This window comes from Streptomyces sp. NBC_01210, assembly GCF_036010325.1.
Taxonomy (GTDB): domain Bacteria; phylum Actinomycetota; class Actinomycetes; order Streptomycetales; family Streptomycetaceae; genus Streptomyces.
Genome location: NZ_CP108549.1, coordinates 8,763,989 through 8,780,652, shown reverse-complemented (window position 1 = coordinate 8,780,652; position 16,664 = coordinate 8,763,989). Strand labels below are relative to the sequence as shown.

At 67.3% G+C, this 16,664-nt stretch carries 12 protein-coding genes and 1 pseudogene; 5 read left to right on the top strand and 8 right to left on the bottom strand.

Translation table 11 applies throughout. The annotated features are described in order from the left end of the window. Window positions 1–24: 24 nt before the first annotated feature. On the bottom strand, window positions 25–2,607 hold the full coding sequence (locus OG735_RS39600; protein ID WP_327327972.1) for a Pls/PosA family non-ribosomal peptide synthetase: 2,583 nt from the start codon (window positions 2,605–2,607) through the stop codon (window positions 25–27). A gap of 591 nt (window positions 2,608–3,198) precedes the next feature. Between OG735_RS39600 and sbnA the strand changes: the two genes are divergently transcribed. Beyond that, a complete protein-coding gene (gene sbnA / locus OG735_RS39595; protein WP_327327971.1) occupies window positions 3,199–4,185 on the top strand; it encodes a 2,3-diaminopropionate biosynthesis protein SbnA in 987 nt (328 codons plus the stop codon). A gap of 433 nt (window positions 4,186–4,618) precedes the next feature. Beyond that, complete coding sequence (locus OG735_RS39590) at window positions 4,619–5,083, top strand: peptidoglycan-binding domain-containing protein (RefSeq protein ID WP_327327970.1); 465 nt, start codon at window positions 4,619–4,621, stop codon at window positions 5,081–5,083. A gap of 689 nt (window positions 5,084–5,772) precedes the next feature. On the opposite strand, the gene OG735_RS39585 is transcribed toward OG735_RS39590, so the two are convergent. The 3 genes from OG735_RS39585 to OG735_RS39575 form a co-directional block, all read right to left on the bottom strand. Continuing rightward, window positions 5,773–6,801, bottom strand: a complete 1,029-nt coding sequence (locus OG735_RS39585; protein WP_327327969.1) for a DUF4232 domain-containing protein — start codon at window positions 6,799–6,801, stop codon at window positions 5,773–5,775. Window positions 6,802–6,819: 18 nt separating this feature from the next. Next, window positions 6,820–7,212, bottom strand: coding sequence for a transposase family protein (locus tag OG735_RS39580; RefSeq protein WP_327327967.1), 393 nt, complete (start codon window positions 7,210–7,212; stop codon window positions 6,820–6,822). Between the two features lie 430 nt (window positions 7,213–7,642). Further along, window positions 7,643–7,996: a VOC family protein gene (locus tag OG735_RS39575; RefSeq protein ID WP_327327966.1), complete on the bottom strand. Its 354-nt coding sequence runs from the start codon at window positions 7,994–7,996 to the stop codon at window positions 7,643–7,645. Window positions 7,997–8,405: 409 nt separating this feature from the next. Here OG735_RS39575 and OG735_RS39570 point away from each other — a divergent pair, with 409 nt between their 5' ends. Beyond that, entirely contained in the window at window positions 8,406–9,455 is a 1,050-nt protein-coding gene (locus OG735_RS39570) for a hypothetical protein (RefSeq protein WP_327327965.1), read from the top strand. On the opposite strand, the gene OG735_RS39565 is transcribed toward OG735_RS39570, so the two are convergent. Then, window positions 9,374–9,604: a response regulator transcription factor gene (locus OG735_RS39565; RefSeq protein ID WP_327327964.1), complete on the bottom strand. Its 231-nt coding sequence runs from the start codon at window positions 9,602–9,604 to the stop codon at window positions 9,374–9,376. The two genes, OG735_RS39570 and OG735_RS39565, sit on opposite strands and share 82 nt — an antisense overlap. A gap of 393 nt (window positions 9,605–9,997) precedes the next feature. Here OG735_RS39565 and OG735_RS39560 point away from each other — a divergent pair, with 393 nt between their 5' ends. Next, window positions 9,998–12,430 carry a SpoIIE family protein phosphatase gene (locus OG735_RS39560; protein ID WP_327327963.1) on the top strand — a complete coding sequence of 811 codons (2,433 nt, stop codon included), beginning with the start codon at window positions 9,998–10,000 and terminating at the stop codon, window positions 12,428–12,430. A gap of 241 nt (window positions 12,431–12,671) precedes the next feature. Here the strand turns inward: OG735_RS39560 and OG735_RS39555 are convergent, their stop codons facing one another. The 3 genes and pseudogenes from OG735_RS39555 to OG735_RS39545 form a co-directional block, all read right to left on the bottom strand. Next, on the bottom strand, window positions 12,672–13,199 hold the full coding sequence (locus OG735_RS39555; protein ID WP_327327962.1) for a hypothetical protein: 528 nt from the start codon (window positions 13,197–13,199) through the stop codon (window positions 12,672–12,674). Window positions 13,200–14,565: 1,366 nt separating this feature from the next. Beyond that, a complete protein-coding gene (locus OG735_RS39550) occupies window positions 14,566–14,955 on the bottom strand; it encodes a VOC family protein (protein WP_093646213.1) in 390 nt (129 codons plus the stop codon). 92 nt (window positions 14,956–15,047) lie between these two features. Continuing rightward, window positions 15,048–15,558 (bottom strand): annotated as a pseudogene (locus OG735_RS39545) (IS5 family transposase); the annotation flags it as partial. A 223-nt stretch (window positions 15,559–15,781) separates the two neighbouring features. Here OG735_RS39545 and OG735_RS39540 point away from each other — a divergent pair. Beyond that, window positions 15,782–16,237: a hypothetical protein gene (locus OG735_RS39540; protein ID WP_327327961.1), complete on the top strand. Its 456-nt coding sequence runs from the start codon at window positions 15,782–15,784 to the stop codon at window positions 16,235–16,237. The last annotated feature ends 427 nt before the right edge of the window (window positions 16,238–16,664 follow it).

The window sequence follows — 16,664 nt, the reverse complement described above, 5'->3', positions numbered from 1 at the left end:
CCGCTTGTTGCTGTTGCCGCGGTGTCAGTTGCCGCCTGCCGTGGCGGCGTATGTGTCGTTGCTGTCTTGGCGGGCCGGCAGATCAGCCTTGTTGTCGCGCATTTCCCGGGCCGGGTTTCCGCCCCACCCGGTGTGCCGGGGGATTTCCTCGCCTTTCATGAGGAAGGAGTCGGGGGCGAGCACCGCGCCGTCGCCGATCGTCACGCCGTAGTGGACGAAGGCGCCGACCCCGAGGGTGCAGTGGGCACCGAGCGTGCTGTGGCCGGACTTGAAGGCACCGTCCTCCTGCGAGTGGCACTGGATCACGGTCCCCGCATTCAGCGTGCTGTCGTCGCCGATGGTGACGAGCGTCCGCTCTGGGAAGAAGCAGCCGTCGTCAAAGACCCGCTTGCCGAGCCGGACCCCCAGCAGCCGCCAGATCACGTTCTTGAAGGGGGTGCCGTTGAAGACCTCGACGTAATCGACCGAAGCCATCTTCCAGAAGCGTTCATGCCGCCAGAAGGAGGGCTCGTAGATCGAGCAGTACAGCGGTTTCAAGGCCTTGAATCCCGTGGCGGCCCGTTCGATCAGTGCGAAGTAGACGACGGTGAACAGGAGGGTAAGGACACCGGCCAGCGCGATCACCGACGCACCGAGCGAGGGGTAGAGGTCCGCGGCGCCCATGGCGATGAGGGTGATCACGAAGAGATGGACCCACCGCGCCAGCAGGTACAGCCCCGCGGTGACGGCATTGTGCTTGTTCTTGGCGGCGAGGCGGCGGTGCAGCTCGTCGCCGCTCTCCAGGTGGTTGAACTTGTTGTCACGCTCGACCGTGCGCGGGATCTCGAAGCTGGGCGAGCCCAGCAGGCCGACGCCCTCCCGCACCGGTCCGTCGATCGGGACCATGACCTTCGTCGCGAGCAGGCAGTTGTCGCCGGTCTTGCCCTGCGAGGGATAGGCGACCCGGTTCCCGAGGAAGTTGCGGGGCCCGATCGACACCCGGGACACGCGGAAGGACGTGCTCGAGAAGTCGGCGTTCATGATGGACAGCCCGTCGGCGACCATGGTTCCGCTGCCGACGGAGCTCAGATACGGACTCTCGTGCTTCACTTCCGTGCCGAAGTTCGACCCGGTCTGCTCGACGCGGGACAGGTCGTATCCGAGGTAGCGCAGATAGTGGACGATGCTGGAGCTGTCCCCGAAGAGCGTGGCGAAGAACTTCCTGTTGGTCATGAGGGCGATCGCCCGCTGGATTCCGTAGTGGAAGCCGTACAGCGGATAGGCCTTGTCCGCCTTGATGGCGAGGTTGAGCACGCGCGGCACCGTGCCCACGACGAGGAGGCCGGCGAGCGCAGCGCCGAAGAAGAGCACGAAGGAGGCGGTCAGGGCGTCGAGGTAGAACGTCCAGCTCGTGAAAGCCGCAGGCTCCGGGTTCAGCAGCGCATGGAACTGTGGGACTTCGGCGCGCAGTACGCTCACGCCGCCCATCGCCAGCGGCAGGTACACAACCAGTGTGTTCAGCAGCTGCAGAACGCTGTAGACGGCCCTTTTGAAGGTGTCGCAGTCGGCGGGGTCGACTGCCCGGTAGTCCACCTCGGTCCGCTGCGCCGGGGACCCGTGCCGGCGCTCGCCGTCCGGCACGGCCTGCCCGGCGTGCAGGGAAGAGGCGTGGCCCAGCTGGGCCCCGTCGCCCATCGAGGTCTCGATGTCGAGCACCGTGTGCTCGCTGACAAGCACGTCCTTGCCGAGGGTGACCGTGCCGGTCTGGATCAGGCCGGCGTGGGCGCGGTAGCAGGAGAAGAGCACGTCCTTGCGGACGACCGTGCCGTCACCGATGGTGAGCAGGTCGGTGCATACCGGAATCGCGCGGGAGAGGATGGTGACGCTTTTGCCGATCCGCGCGCCCAGTGCCCTCAGGTACAGCACGTAGAGCGGTGAACCGGCGAACAGACGCAGGGGGCTGGTGCGGATCAGGGTCTTGACGACCCAGAAGCGCAGGTAGCCCAGGCTCCACACGGGGAACTCCCCGGCATTCCAGCGGCCGATGAGCACCCACTTCGCCAGGACTGGAAGGGTGCACAGGCCCAGGAAGCTCGCGCCGGCGAACAGGACCGACCGCAGATAGGCGTCGAGCAGACCGGAGCCGGCGGAGATCCACTCGTAGCCTCGGACGGCGACAAGGGCGGTGAGGTAGGAGTATCCGAGGAAGATCAGGAGCTGCAACGTGCCGCAGAGGACATAGCGCAGCGTGCCGGCCGGTGCCGGCACCTCAGTCGGTACCTCGGCCGGCGACGGGGTCGGCGGCGGGACGGGGGCGGGCGCGGCGTCGGTGAGCGCGGCGGCCAGCGTTCGGATTGTGGGGTTTCGATAGATGTCCTTCATCGACATCGAGGGCAGGTCCGCCCGCTTTCTGACCCGGGCGCAGAACTGGGCCATCACCAGGGAGTCGGCGCCCAGGTCATGGAAGAAGTGGCTGTCGAGGTGCACCTGCTCGACGTGCACGATGCCTGCCAGCACCTCGGCCAGGACGCTCTCGGTGCCGGTCGTCGGCCCGGTGTACGCGGCGTTGTGGATGGTCGAGATTTCAGCCGGATCGGCCGTCAGGACCTCGATGGATTTCCCTGGCACGTGAGCTCCTTGAGTGCGTTTCGATCAGCGTCGGTCAGTGCGGACGGATTCTTGAGTCCCGCCTCTCCAGTAGGCCCGGCCGGGGAGTTCCTGTCCTGCCCCTGGATTTCGGGGCTTGACGCAGCAAACCGGCCTTGGTAGCCGGCCGCTGCCGGCGGCCTTCGCCTTGTGTTTCCTTGCGTTCCGGTGCGTCGCCTGGCTTACGACCGCGTACAGGGGCAGCCGTCTCATCCGCGCGACAATCGCCCAGCGATAACGCTGACCGCCCCTCTGGCCCGGGCATCTGCCGGGCCGGAGTACACCGGCAGGAAGGCCACGGCAGGCCGGACACAGCTGTAGCCACGGCCAACCGGAAGCGCAGATGACCCGGCGCCGGCGATCGTTCACCCCCGACCCAAGCACGACCAAAGCCGCCTGTTCACGAGCGGGTGTGCGTGTCAAGTCCCGAATTTCGGTGGCATGACAGGACCGCTCCGATTCAGGCGTACTGGAGGTGTTCCGGCGGATGACATCTCGCCGGCGAATTCTTCCCTGAGCCGCGCCGAGACGGATGAGCGGCATGCGGCGCTCCGCCACAGTTAGGAGGCGATCATGCCCGTCATATCCGTTCCGCAGGACTTCAACGAGGACGAGCTCTACGTCGACCTTGAGGGGATTTTCGGGCACCCGCTGTTCCTCAAGTGCGAGGGCTTCAATTTCGCCGGCTCGATCAAGCTCAAGGCCGCCACCGAGATGGTCGAGGCCGCCGAACGCGACGGCCTGCTGACCCCGGACTCGGTCCTGGTCGAGTCGTCCTCGGGCAACCTGGGTGTGGCCCTGAGCATGATCGCAGCCAGCAAGGGCTACCGGTTCCTGTGTGTGACCGACTCCCGCTGCAACCTGGCGACCAGGTTGATGATGGAGGCCCTGGGCAGCCAGGTCCACGTCATCACCGAGGCCGACCCGGCCGTCGGCTTCCTCGGCGCGCGCATCGACCACGTCCGCGCTCTGTGCGCCTCCGACGACCGCTATGTGTGGCTCAACCAGTACACCAACCCCAGCAACGGCATGGCCCACTACCGCACGACCGCCCCGGCCATCGCCCGGCAGTTCCCGGACCTGGACGTGCTGTTCGTCGGAGCCGGCACCACCGGGACCCTGATGGGCTGCGCGCGCTACTTCCGCGAGTGGCACCGGCCGGTGCGCATCGTGGCCGTCGACAGCGTGGGCTCGGTGACCTTCGGGGGCGCCCCGGGCCGACGGATGATTCCCGGCCTGGGCACGAGCAGGCGCCCGCCGCTGCTGGACGAGACCTATGTCGACGATGTGGTGTGCGTGACGGAGGCCGACACCATCCAGACCTGTCACCAGCTGGCCAGGCGTGGGTTTCTGTTCGGGGGTTCCACCGGCACAGTGGTCAGCGGCGCGATGGACTGGCTGGCCCGGCAGGAGGGACGGGAGCTGACCTCGGTGGCCATCGCCCCGGATCTGGGTGAGCGGTATCTGGAGACCATCTACCAGAGCAACTGGGTGCAGGACCTGTACGGCGAGGACGTCCTCGGCTCCCCGACGCTGACCACGGCATCCCAGGCAGCCTGACCCCCTTGCGGCAACCGTGCCGCGCCGCACCCGGGCGGGTGTGAGCCGGTGCGGTGACCGTGGCCGCTCCCAGGGGCGGCGGAGGTCTTCGGCGAGGGCGCGGGCGAGGCGGAGCTGGGTATGGGTAGCGGTGATCAGCTGGCGGGCAGCCTTTATCGGCCAGTTCTCGCTGCGGACTGAGCTGTACATCCGTTGCCGCTACTGCAGCTTATGGAGACGCATGTCAACTCCTGGATGAGTGAACGTCAGCGCAGAGGGCGACGACAGCCAATTCGCCGAGCGATAGCTTCTGTCCGTACCGCGCTGACGCGGGCAGGTCTACCACGACCATGATCGCTTCTGCGCACACCAAGAGAGGGTGACACCGACTCGACCGATGATGAGCGCGCCAGCCGCGCCAGGTGCCGCCCTGGACCCGAAGGGGGAACTACGAATGCGACCGAAAGTCTTAACGAGGACAGTCGTCAGTGTCACTGCCGTCGTCGGGATTGCCGCGGGGAGCCTGGCGAGTGCGGGCGCCAGCTTCGCGGCGTCCGCGCCGACCTCGATGCCGGCGGCGAGCTCCGAGGCTGTCGTCCCGCTCGCGGTGGTCAACCTCGGCCTGAGTACCGCGCAGGCCAAGAACGTCCAGTGCTGGCTGAAGGCGAACTGGGGATACACCGGCGCGCTTGACGGGCAGCTTGGCACCAATAGCTGGAAGGCGTTCCAGCGCAACCTCAGGGCGTACTGGGGCTACACCGGCGCGATCGACGGAATCGTCGGAAGCGGCACGGTCAAGGCGCTGCAACGCCTGCTGAAGGACAGCTGGGGCTACACCGGCGCGATCGACGGGGACCCGGGACCGGGGACCCAGGCCGCGTTCAAGCGTTTCGCCAATGCCTGCAGCGGCTGGTGTTGAGCGACTCTCGGTATGAGCGCGTGGGCTTGTTCTGTACGGTCTGACCTCGAAAAGCGTCCCGAACGGTGTCACTCAGCCGGGAGTTCGGCAGGCGGAGACGGCGGTCTTGGCTGTGAACCTTCGTGCTGATCCAGAGCGCGGGTTTCACTGGCCCCAAGACCGCCGTCGGCCAGAAGCTCCCCGTCAAGGTCGGCGGCCCCTGAGCAGACCGCGCACCCGTGGCAGCCCATGGCGAAGCTGGGTGCGAAGGCCGCAAGGCCGAAGTGCCCAGGGAGCCCTCTTCAGAGGGGCCATCGGCCTTGTCTCAGGGCTCCTTGACGTCGCTGGTGCGGGCGACGATCTGTGCCCCCTACTTGTCGTGGACCCAGCCCAGATGCCTCCCCTTCAGGAGATCCACGCCAACCTCATCGACCGCCTTCAGGAGGCCAAGGAGCAGTGCTGGCTCGGCGGTTGAGCAAGCCTGCTCGTGGACGCAGTCAGTTCCATAGGCGCGCCCGCAGAGTCCCTGCCGCCCGCGCTGACGCCGCGGTCCCACGCGGCTTCGGCACCGTGCACCTCGCCTCCGAACTCACCGCGACCGCCATGGTCTTGCGGTGAACCGCGCCGCGCGCGCCGACACTACGCGCCCCTTGATCCCGGCGGTCACGAGCATCATCGTGAGCAGGTAGTCGCGGGCAGTCGCGGGCCCTTCACGGTTGTGCGGGGACGGCGGACAGGGATGGATGTTCAGGCGACTGCGTGCCGGACACGCCGCCGGTGACCGGCCCATTCGTCTCGTCCTTCTTCCAGGGACCGACACCGAGCTTCCCCGTCGTGCCCAGGTCGAGCTCCGGGATCACCATCACCGGGGCGGCACCGGGCTTCTCCCACACCCTCACGTAGGGGGCGTTCACGGGATTGCCGACACCGGCTTCTACGGTGTTGCGCCAGACCAGACCGGCGTAGGCGCGCTCGCCGGGCTTCAAGACCAGCGGCTGGGGCACGCCGTCGGCTCCGGTGCCGGTGGCGACAGCGCTGCCGCCATGGAGGATCTTCACGCTGTTGACGGGCTTGTGGCCCTCGTCGAGGAGCTGGAGCTGCGGGTAGCCGTTGAGCCGGGTGGTTCGGGTGCCGCAGTTCTCCAGGTGGAGGCTCACGACGCGGAGTCCCATGGCGGCATCGCCATCATCGGCGTACACGCGCACTCCCGAGGGCGGGCAGGGGCCCCCTTGGGAGGGTGCTTCGTCGGCGGGGACGCTCCTCACCTCGGCGATCTGCACGCGTACCTTGCCGCGTGGGTCCGAGGGAAGTCCGCCCATGGCGACGGTGCGCTTCACGGTCTGACCGGGCTTGACGGACGGCACTGTCTGCTTCGTACTTGTCAGCGCCTCTCCGGAATCCGACAGGAACTCGAAGGCGATCGTGTAGGTGAAGGGTTCGGTCTCATGGTTGGTCACCTTGAACTCGGCGCAGGCACGGGCGCCGCCGCTCGAGCCGATGATCTTTACTCCGTCCTTCTCCAGACCGGAAGGGTCTCCAGGCAGGGCCGAAGTGCCGGGCGCGCCCGGCGTGTCGGAGGCCTGAGCCCCGCAGGAGGACTTGCCGGGAAGATCCGGCGTGTCAGACCCCTGCGTCTGCGTCAAGTCGGCGCTCTGCGAATCTCCCTTCTGCGATCCGCAAGCCGTGAGCAGCAGGACGCCGGCGACGACGATGGGAAGGGTGAGGGAGTCGCTACGCATTCGCCAAGTCGATCAGGACTAGACCACGCCAGGCCGTGACGGAAGCCACACTTCCAGTAACAAGCCGGTCACAGGCGGGCGAGCAGTGCGGAGGGGAGCGTACGACCTTCCCCCGCAATTGGGGCCGGGCGTTTCGACCTCGGCTTTCACGCGTGGGCAGAGCCGGAGCTGTTCAGCGATGCCCTCGGTGCGCATCGCAGTCCGGTAGTGCGTCCGGCCCGGCCGCACCGCCCCGCACCACAGGGTGCGACCTTGGCCGTCGCTGATGGTGGTGGTCTTGATCGTGTTCTGCTTGCGCTTGCCGGAGACGAAGGCGGCCCGTCCGGGGCGTCCGGCCTTTGGCCGACGGACCTGGGTTTGGGTGCCGTCGATGCGCAGTGTGACGTTTTCGGCCTCGGCGTAGGCGAACACGTAGCCCAGGGTACGCAGGCGCAGGCCTGGTCGTTGCGGGACGGCGAACCCGCGTTCGGCCAGCAGCGGCCTGATCTCGCCGATACCCGGCCGATCGTGGAGGACCCGACCTGAGGATCACGCCGAGGGCCTCGTGGGTCAAACCGGTGCGCAAGTGGACCAGGGTGACCAGCAGTCGGTCGGTGAACACCAACTCGCATTTTGGCCCGGCGCCGGCCTGGCGCCGCCGGTCGCCGCGGCGCCGCTGGCGGCGCCCGGACTCGCATCGTGCCTCCCACCGCGGCGCGAGTTCGGTGACAAGCTCGCCAAGGTGTCCCCGTGACAGCCCGCTGAAGGCGTAATGGGACATGGCCGCGCCGGCCCTGACCGAGGTTCACACCTCGACAACCTAGTGGGCCACCAGCACGTCACCGCCTGCGTGAAGACGCGGTCAGGCGGGCTGCCACAGCTCGACCCGATTGCCCTCAGGATCGGTGACCCAGCCGAATCGACCGACACCCTCCATGTCCTGCGTCTCTTTTGCCACGTCCGCTCCCTTGGCGCGCAATTGGGCGAGCATCGCATCCAGGTCGCGGACCCGGAAGTTGAGCATGGTCTGCTGGGCGCGCGACCCGAAGTAGTCGGTCTCGGACTCGAACGTCGCGAACACCGTCAGCCCGGCTCCCTGACGCCACAGGCCCAACTCATCGGCGTCCAGGCCCAGGCAATCGCGATACCACTCGCTCAGGGCCGCCGGGTCGGCGGCTCGCATGAAGTATCCACCGATTCCAAGCACACGTTCCATGCCGCTATCTTGCCAGGACGGCGATCGGGCGCGGTGGCACCACACCATCGCCCGCTTCACACCCCCGTCTCAGTGAGCGGTACCTGGAGACCATCTACCGGACCAACTGAGTGCAGGGTCTGCACGGCGAGGACGTCTTCGGCTCCCAGTCGCTGACCACCGCATCCCGGGCAGCTGCCCCCCGGACACGGTGAAGCCCTCACGCATCGCAAAGACCCAGCGGCACAGGCCCAGCTGACGATGTGCCGGTTGTCCCTCGCACGGGACGTGGGTGTCCTGTCCCGGTCCTCACTGGCCTGTGCCACCCGTTGCCTCCCCCGGGTGGGGGAGATGGATGCGTCCGGCGGGGGATGTGACCGGGCGGGTAGAGCCGGAGGCTGGGATTCCTGCTGATGGAAGGGGAGTTCGGGTGGAGCGCTGGGATCGGGTCGGGCGGAGCGCGGCGTATGGGGCGGCTCTGGCGTTGTCGCCGTACTTGCTGATCAAAGTCTCGTGGGTGGTCGGCGCGCTGATGGGCGTGCTGCCGATCGGTGATGGGTTCGGCTTGGCGGAGTGGGTGGTGCTCAACACCGTCACGGTTGGTATGGCAGTGATCGGGATCGCTCTGGCGCTCGCTTTGGTGCGGCCGTGGGGGATGCGGATACCGGGGGTGCTGGTCGCGTTCTGTTCCTGGGTGGGATCGGGGTTCCTCGTCTCGGTGCTGCCTTTCGTTCTGTTCAGTGCGCTCCGGGGCGGCGGCTCGCAGGAGGGCGGGGGCGGCGACGATCCGGCCATGCCGGTCTGGGAGGGGGTGCTGGTCCAGTTCAGCTTCGTGGGGATGGGGCTGGGGTTGGCTCTTGCGGTCCCGGTGTATCTGCGGCACCGCTGGCCGGATGCGTTCATCGGGCGCGTCGGTGACGGTCCGCGTACGGCGCCGCCGTGGGCGGCTGTCGTCGGTGCCGCGGTCGGACTGGTCTGGATCTACTGGGCGGTCGGCGGCACGTTGGGAATTGCCCACCCGGCCGAGCGGAACACCGACGGGTACGTGTTGGCAGCTGTTTGGGGGTTCTGGGGACTCGCCGGAGCCGCCGCCATCTGGATGGTCACCGCGGCACGTCCTGCCCGGTTGCCGCGCTGGCTCCTACTGGCGTTCGGGTGGGTGGGGTCGGGCTCACTGTTCGCGTGGAGCGCCTGGAAGCTGCCCCTCATGCTGTATGTAGCGATGACGGATCCGGCCGATGTCACGCCGCCGGAGAACCCCACCGTCGCGGTGGCGGTGCATCTCTGCGCTGTGGTGGCAGGCCCAGTAAGCAGCGGTCGTGCAGCGCGGCGTGTGCCGGGGACGAGCACGGGCGCCGGGTCGCCTTCTTGGCGGATTCCTGCTCAGGCAGCCGGGCGTCACAGTCCCAGGGAGATGGCCAGTCGGGTGAGTTCCGCCGTGCTGTTGATGTTGAGCTTGGCCCGGATACGGCGGAGATAGGCGTCGACCGTGTGCTTGGAGAGCCCCATGTGGCGGGCCGTTTGCAGGTAGGTGCGCCCTGCGGCGATATGTCGCAGCGTCTCCCGCTCACGCGGGGCCAGCGTAGGTGCGGGGGCTTCGATGGACGGCGTGGCGAGTGTGAGGCTCATGGGATTTCCTCCGACGGATCGGCTCGGTCATCACTGCTCACACCCTCGGAAGCAGGGGACATATGCCTGAATACGGCTATTTGTCCGCTTTCAAAAAGCATGTCCGGGCAACTTCATGACGGTGTCCGCCGACTGTCACAGGCCTGTCACAGGGCACGCCCACAGGCGTGCCATGCACGATCACTTTCCGAAGACCCCTTTTCCGCCTCCGACGGCGGGGGCGGGCGGGGCCGGCATTTGAACCGCCGGTCGCCTCCTCTGGCATTACCGACGGCCGGGGGCCTGGGGCACGGCCCTCGCGACAGCGCTGGATTGGTGCTCCGTGCCCCTCAGGATCATGCTTGTCAGGAGGGCCCCGGCCGTGCAGGTTCCCGAAGGGCGAGATGAGCGGCGATGGAGCGACTTCCCACCCCTCCTGGTGAGCGGCCGGACGAGTCGGACGCCTCCCCCGAGTCGGCATACACGGCCACGGCCACCGTCAATGAGCAGGGCATCGTGACGGGGTGGAGCGAGGGTGCCCAGCGTCTGCTCGGCTACGTGCCCTCGGAGGTCGTGGGGCAGACCGCCACCCGGCTGCTCGCCGATGACGTCGGCGAGACTGCCCGGCGGGATGCGGCCCGGCGGGAGAGGTGGAGCGGCACCGTGGCGCTGCGGCACCGGGACGGCCACCGGCTGGAGCTGGGACTGCTCGCGCATCGCCGGACGACGGACGGCCCGGTCACCGGCTGGCTCGTGGTGTCCGGCGTGGTGGGCAAGCCCCGCACGCCGGGGAGCGAAGCGCTGAGGGAATGGACGTTCACCCAGTCCCCCGACATCCTGGCGATCTTCGATGCGGACCTGCGGCTGGTACGGGCGAACACCGGCATGGAGCGCGCGCTTTCCCTCACGGAGGCCGAGATGCTCGGGCTGCACCTGCCGGAAATCGCGCCGCATCCCGTGAGCGACGAGGCCGAGAACAAGATGCGCCTGGCGCTGGAGACCGGCGAGCCGCAGTACGTGGAGGCCTACATCCGCCCCACGGGTGTCAGCCCGGATCGCGGCTGGTCGACCTCCCTCGCCCCGCTGAAGGACCCGGACGGCCGGGTGCGCGCCGTGTGCCTGGCGGCGCACTTCAGGTCCGGGGAGTACGTCGCCCGGCAGCAGATGCTCCTGCTGAACGACGCCGGCGCCCGCATCGGCACGACCCTGGACATCGCACGCACCGCGCAGGAACTGGCCGACGTCGCCGTCCCCCGGCTCGCGGACTTCGCAGCCGTCGACCTGCTCGACCTGCCCCAGCACGGCGACCAGCCACCCTCCGCCCCTCCGGCAGGGCCCATCGCCATGTGCCGCACCGCCGTGCGGTCGGCCCTCGAAGGGAGCCCGGAGTCCCTGGCCGCGGTGGGCGAGACGGCCACCTACCCGGCGCTCTCACCGGTGGCCGAGTGCTTGGCCCAAGGCCGTAGCGCCCTGTACGAGGTGACCGACCCCGCCATCGCCCGGTGGGCGGCCCAGGACCCCGGAGCCGCCTGGATCCGCGAGGTGGGCACACGCTCGGTAATGGTGGTGCCAATGCGTACCCGCGGCATCACGCTCGGCGTGGCCTTCTTCAGTCGTCACCAGCGCCGGGAGCCCTTCGAAGCGGACGACCTGGTGCTGGCCGAGGAGCTCACAGCCAGAGCGGCGGTCAGCATCCACAACGCCCGCCGGTACACCCGCGAGCGCACCACCACCATGACCCTGCAGCGCAGCCTGCTCCCGCATACGCTGCCCGACCAGGCGGCACTCGAGATCGCCTCCCGCTACCTGCCCGCCGGTACCCAGGCCGGCGTGGGCGGCGACTGGTTCGACGTGATCCCGTTGTCCGGCGCGCGGGTGGCCCTCGTCGTGGGCGATGTGGTCGGCCACGGCATCCGCGCCTCCGCCACCATGGGCCGGCTGCGCACCGCGGTGCGCACCCTGGCCGACGTCGAGCTGCCGCCCGACGAGCTGCTCACCCACCTCGACGACCTCGTCATCCACCTGTCCGCCGACGAGGGCGGCACGGAAGGCGCCGCCGAAACCGCCGGAGGCATCGGCACCACCTGCCTGTACGCGGTCTACGACCCGGTCTCCCGCCGATGCACCCTCGCCCGGGCCGGCCACCCCCCGCCCGCCGTGGTCACCCCGGACGGCGCCGTCTACTTCCTCGACGTCCCGGCCGGCCCGCCGCTGGGCCTGGGCGGCCTGCCCTTCGAGACCATGGAGACCGAACTGCCCGAGGGCAGCCTCATCGCCCTTTACACCGACGGCCTGCTCGAACCCCGCCACCACGACATCGACGAAGCCCTGGACAAGATGTTCGCAGCCCTCGCTCACCCCGCCCCGACGCTGGACACGGTCTGCGACAGGGTCCTGACGGCCATGCTGACCCATCGCCCCGATGACGACATCGCCCTGCTCATCGCCCGCACCCGGGTCCTCCACGCCGACCGGGTCGCCGCCTGGGACCTGGCCTCCGACCCCGCCATCGTCGCCCAGGCCCGCAAGAACGCCACTGACCAACTGGCTGCCTGGGGACTGGACGACGCCGTCTTCATCACCGAACTGATGGTCAGCGAACTGGTCACCAATGCCATCCGTTACGGCCGGCCGCCCATCCAGCTACGGCTGATCCACGAGGACAGCACCCTGATCTGCGAGGTCTTCGACTCGAGCAATACCGCCCCGCATCTGCGGCGTGCCCGGACCTTCGACGAAGGAGGGCGGGGCTTGCTGCTGGTCGCCCAGCTCGCCCAGCGCTGGGGCACCCGGCATCTCCCCATCGGCAAGACCATCTGGGCCGAGCAGTCCCTCTCCGGGAGCTGAACACGTTCCGCGGGGCGCAGTCCCGTACGCCAGCCGGAGCGTTATTCCTGCCAGACGACGCGGCCGGCAAGCAGTACAGGCCAAGCAGCATGCCACCCTGCCGACGGAACACTTCACTTCTCCGTGCAGGGCCGCGCGAGACAGCCCGTGCCACTTACTCGCAGACATTCTTCAGTCTGGCTGGGCGGCAAGTCTGTTAACTTGCCGCCCAGCCAGAGACGCGGTCCGCGACTGTCAGGCCCTAGTTGCCGTTGCCGTTCCCGTTGCCGTTGCCGTTTCCATTGCCATTGCCATTACCGTTCCCGTTGCCGTTGCCGTTTCCATTGCCATTGCCATTACCGTTCCCGTTGCCGTTGCCGTTCCCGTTGCCGTTTCCATTGCCGTTGCCGTTTCCATTGCCGTTGCCATTGCCGTTTCCATTGCCGTTGCCGTTCCCATTGCCGTTGCCGTTGCCGTTCCCGTTCCCGTTTCCATTCCCGTTGCCGTTGCCGTTTCCATTGCCGTTGCCGTTCCCATTGCCGTTTCCATTGCCGTTGCCGTTCCCATTGCCGTTTCCATTGCCGTTGCCGTTCCCGTTGCCATTGCCATTGCCGTTCCCATTGCCATTGCCTTGGTGGACGAGATGGCCGTGACCGGCTACGGCCACGTGTGGCTTCGCCGGGGCGGCGAATGCTGTGGAGGGCAACAGCACGCCTCCTGCTACCAGGGTGGTCGAGGCGGCAAGCATCAGAAGACGCCGGGTCCTATTGGTGTGAGTCATGTGAGTCATGGGGATTCTCCTCCGGTGAGAAGTAGTGAGGGGTTATCGAATGGCCCCTGTCGATTCACGGGCCTTTCGCCGGCGGGACGCATGTCCCGCACATCACACCGCCAGGGCTTTGCCGGACGATGCGGGTGGGCCACCTGATTTGCGTGAACCCATGCCTCAATTAGGACCCGGCGAGCAAATCGCGTCACGCCCCTGAATTTCGGGACTTGACATACGGAGATGGGCACGATAGCCGAGGCACGGCCGGGAGGCGGAGGCACATGACCGTCGGGCAGCGCACAGGCCGGAACGAAGAGGGGCCCTGCGTCCCGCGCCATCGCGTTCATCCGCATCCTGGCCGCGCGCAGCGGTCACACCAAGCGTTCGAGCCGGATCGTCCACGTAGCCACCGGCTCGTCCGGGAAGAGCCTGGCTTTTGGGAGTGAGTTGACACTGCCGGAGGCATGCTCGGCGATCAGGCTCAGGGAAACGATCGTTCGCATTACACCCCTGCCGCGAGCGCGTACCCGTGGGTCATCGGCGTATCGCTTCCGCGTCCGCAAAGGCGTCCGAAATCTCGCCCGCCGCCCCGGACCCGACAAGGGCCGTCCTCGTCTCCGGCGAAGGCGACCAGATCGCCGTCACCAAGCTCTACCGCCCCGGCCGCTCCCTGGAGACGCTTATCGAGCTGTTCAAGAACCTCCAGGCGGGCCGACGTGGACCTCATCGTGCGCGGCCAGGACATCGACACCTCCACCGCGGTCGGACGCATGTTCTTTCAGATTCCGGGTGCAGACGCCGAATTCGAGCACACCATCATGCCGCAAAGACTCATGCCGCAAAGAACGATGGACGGTCCCCAAGCCGTCCGCGCCCAGCCCGCACCGGCGGCCAAACGGCCCAGCCCGCTCCCCCGCCAAGCGCAGTTGGCGCGGGAAGTGACGACTCCTTGCGACTGCCGCCGTCCAGCAAATCGCCGATGAGTTCGGCGGAACTCGAGGCACGCTCCGTGTGCATCAGCTTGTTGTGTCCGTGGGTTCGGCTGAAACGCGGGGGTGGGTGCCCTTGTGACTTGGTCAAGGGGCAAATCGGGGTTGGTGGTTGGTGGTTGGTGGTTGGTGCCGTCGCGGAGCATCGCGAAGAGCGCATCGGCCCGGCGTCGGGCGAGGCAGAGGAGGGCTTGGGTGTGTGGTGCTTAGACACCGTTACCTTTGGTGCCGGTGATGGCTTATGGGTCCTCTGCCAGCGTTCGGTGCCAACCACGGAGGGCAAGCTCCCGCCTGGCGGCGGCTCAGGTAATCGCAGGGCGCCGGCCGCGAGCACATCGGGCATAAACAGCGATGGAGGGCCGCACCCCGGGCTGGGGTGCGGCGCTCGGCGCATGTGCTTACGAGGTCCAGCCGCCGTACGGCACGGTGATCAGCTCCATGGCATGGCCCGCCGGGTCCATGAAGTACACCCCGCGGCCGCCATCGTTGTGGTTGATCGCGCCGGGCTGCTGCCGGTGCGGGTCGGCGTAGTGCTCGATGCCGCGCTCGCTGATCCGCGCGTACGCCGCGTCGAACTCCTCCTCGGAGACCAGGAAGGCGTAGTGCTGCATGGCGATGTGGTCCGCGGGGATCGTGGCGAAGTCCAGCGTGACGCCGTTGCTCAGGCCGACCGCGATGAACGGGCCCCACTCCGCGGTGATCTCAAGGCCCAGCAGGTCCGCGAAGAACTGGGCGGACTCCCGGTTGTCTCGGGCGTGGACGATCGTGTGGTTCAACTCAACTGACAAGGAATGCCTCCGAAGGCACCTCCCGACACCTCCATGCCTCACCCAGCCGGTGATCGACACGCGATGTCCCGGTAGATCCTAGTCGCTGTTGTCTACGAAGTGAGTCGGCGGTAGTTGATGAGCGCTGCGGCTATACCGACGAAGGCGAGGAAGTGCTCGGCCTTGCGTTCGTAGCGGCGATGCAGGCGCCGGCATCCAGCCAGCCAGGAGACCGTCCTCTCGACGACCCAGCGGTGGCGGCCCAGTCGTGTGGAGGGCTCGATGCCCCTACGGGCAATGCGGTCGCGGATGCCCCTCTTACGGAGCCATCTGCGCAGGTGGTAATAATCGTAGCCCTTGTCCGCATGGAGCTTGGCCGGGCGCCGACGACGCGCGCCGCGTCGGGAGCGGACGGGCGGGATCCCCCGCACCAGTGGCTTCAGGCCGAGGCTGTCGTGCATGTTGGCACCGGAGATGCCCAGCGACAGGGGCAATCCGTTCCGGTCCGTGCTCAGGTGGATTTTCGATCCGCTCTTGCCGCGGTCGGTCGGATTCGGTCCGTCAGTGGCCCCCTTTTGCCGCCCGGACGCTGACGGAGTCGATCGCGCACCGGGACCAGTCCAGCTCTCCTAACGACCGGACGACACGTCCGGATAGTGCTGCGCATGAGAATTTCACCTCCTCCGCCATATTCCCTCCGAGAACGAGAAGAACCTCGATCTCATCGAGGTGAATTCATGTCAAATACTCGGGTGGACGACCTCACGTCACGGTGCAGAACCGCGCGAAACAGCCCGCACATGCCACTTTCCCCCAGGCATGCCAATCTGGCCGGGTGGCATGTCCATTGACTTTGCCACCCGGCCAGACCACGACCTCACTCGAAACTGTCAGCGATTGTCAGGCCCTACTTCCCGTTGGTGTTGGTGTTGGTGTTAGTGTTCGTGTTCGTATTGGTGGTGGTGTTGCCGTTCCCGTTCCCGTTCCCGTTGCCGTTCCCGTTCCCATTGCCGTTCCCGTTGCCGTTGCCGTTCCCATTTCCATTGCCGGTGCCAGTGCCAGTGGTATTGGTATTGGTGTTGGTGTTGGTGTTGGTGTTGTTGATGATGACGACAACCTTCCCGCCGCCCCCATGTCGGCCTCCCTTACCGCCACCGTGCTTGTTTCCCTTCCCGCCATCGTGGTTGCCTCGCTTTTCGTGGTGGCCGCGACCACCCTGATCAGGGGCCTTCGTGGTGACGGCGCCGACGTGCGCCGGGGCAGCGGCGAATGCACTAGTGGAAGACAGCAGCGCACCTCCTGAAGCCAGCGCGGTCGAGGCAGTAAGCATTACGAGACGACGTGTGCAGGATATGCGAGCCATGGGAATTTCTCCTCCGGTGGGAAAGGGTGAAAGGACTGAACGAACGGCCCTAGCAATTCACGGGCCTTTCGACCGGGAAACATGTCCCGTAAACGCGCCGCCAGGGCTGTTCCCGACGATGCGGTTGGGCCACCTGATCTGCGTGAACCCATGCCTCAATTAAGCCTGGGCAAGCAAACCGTGTCATGCCGCTGAATGTCGGGGCTTGACAGATCGCGACGGTCGCGATTAGGAGGCATGGGCCACCCGGCGGGCGCCGGCGCATGGCCGACGGGTGCGCACAGTCCCGTACGAAGAGATGCGACTCGCGTCGGCGCCTCTCACTGTCCGGCGTGCCTGTCACAAGGATCCGCAGCGTTCGGCTGCG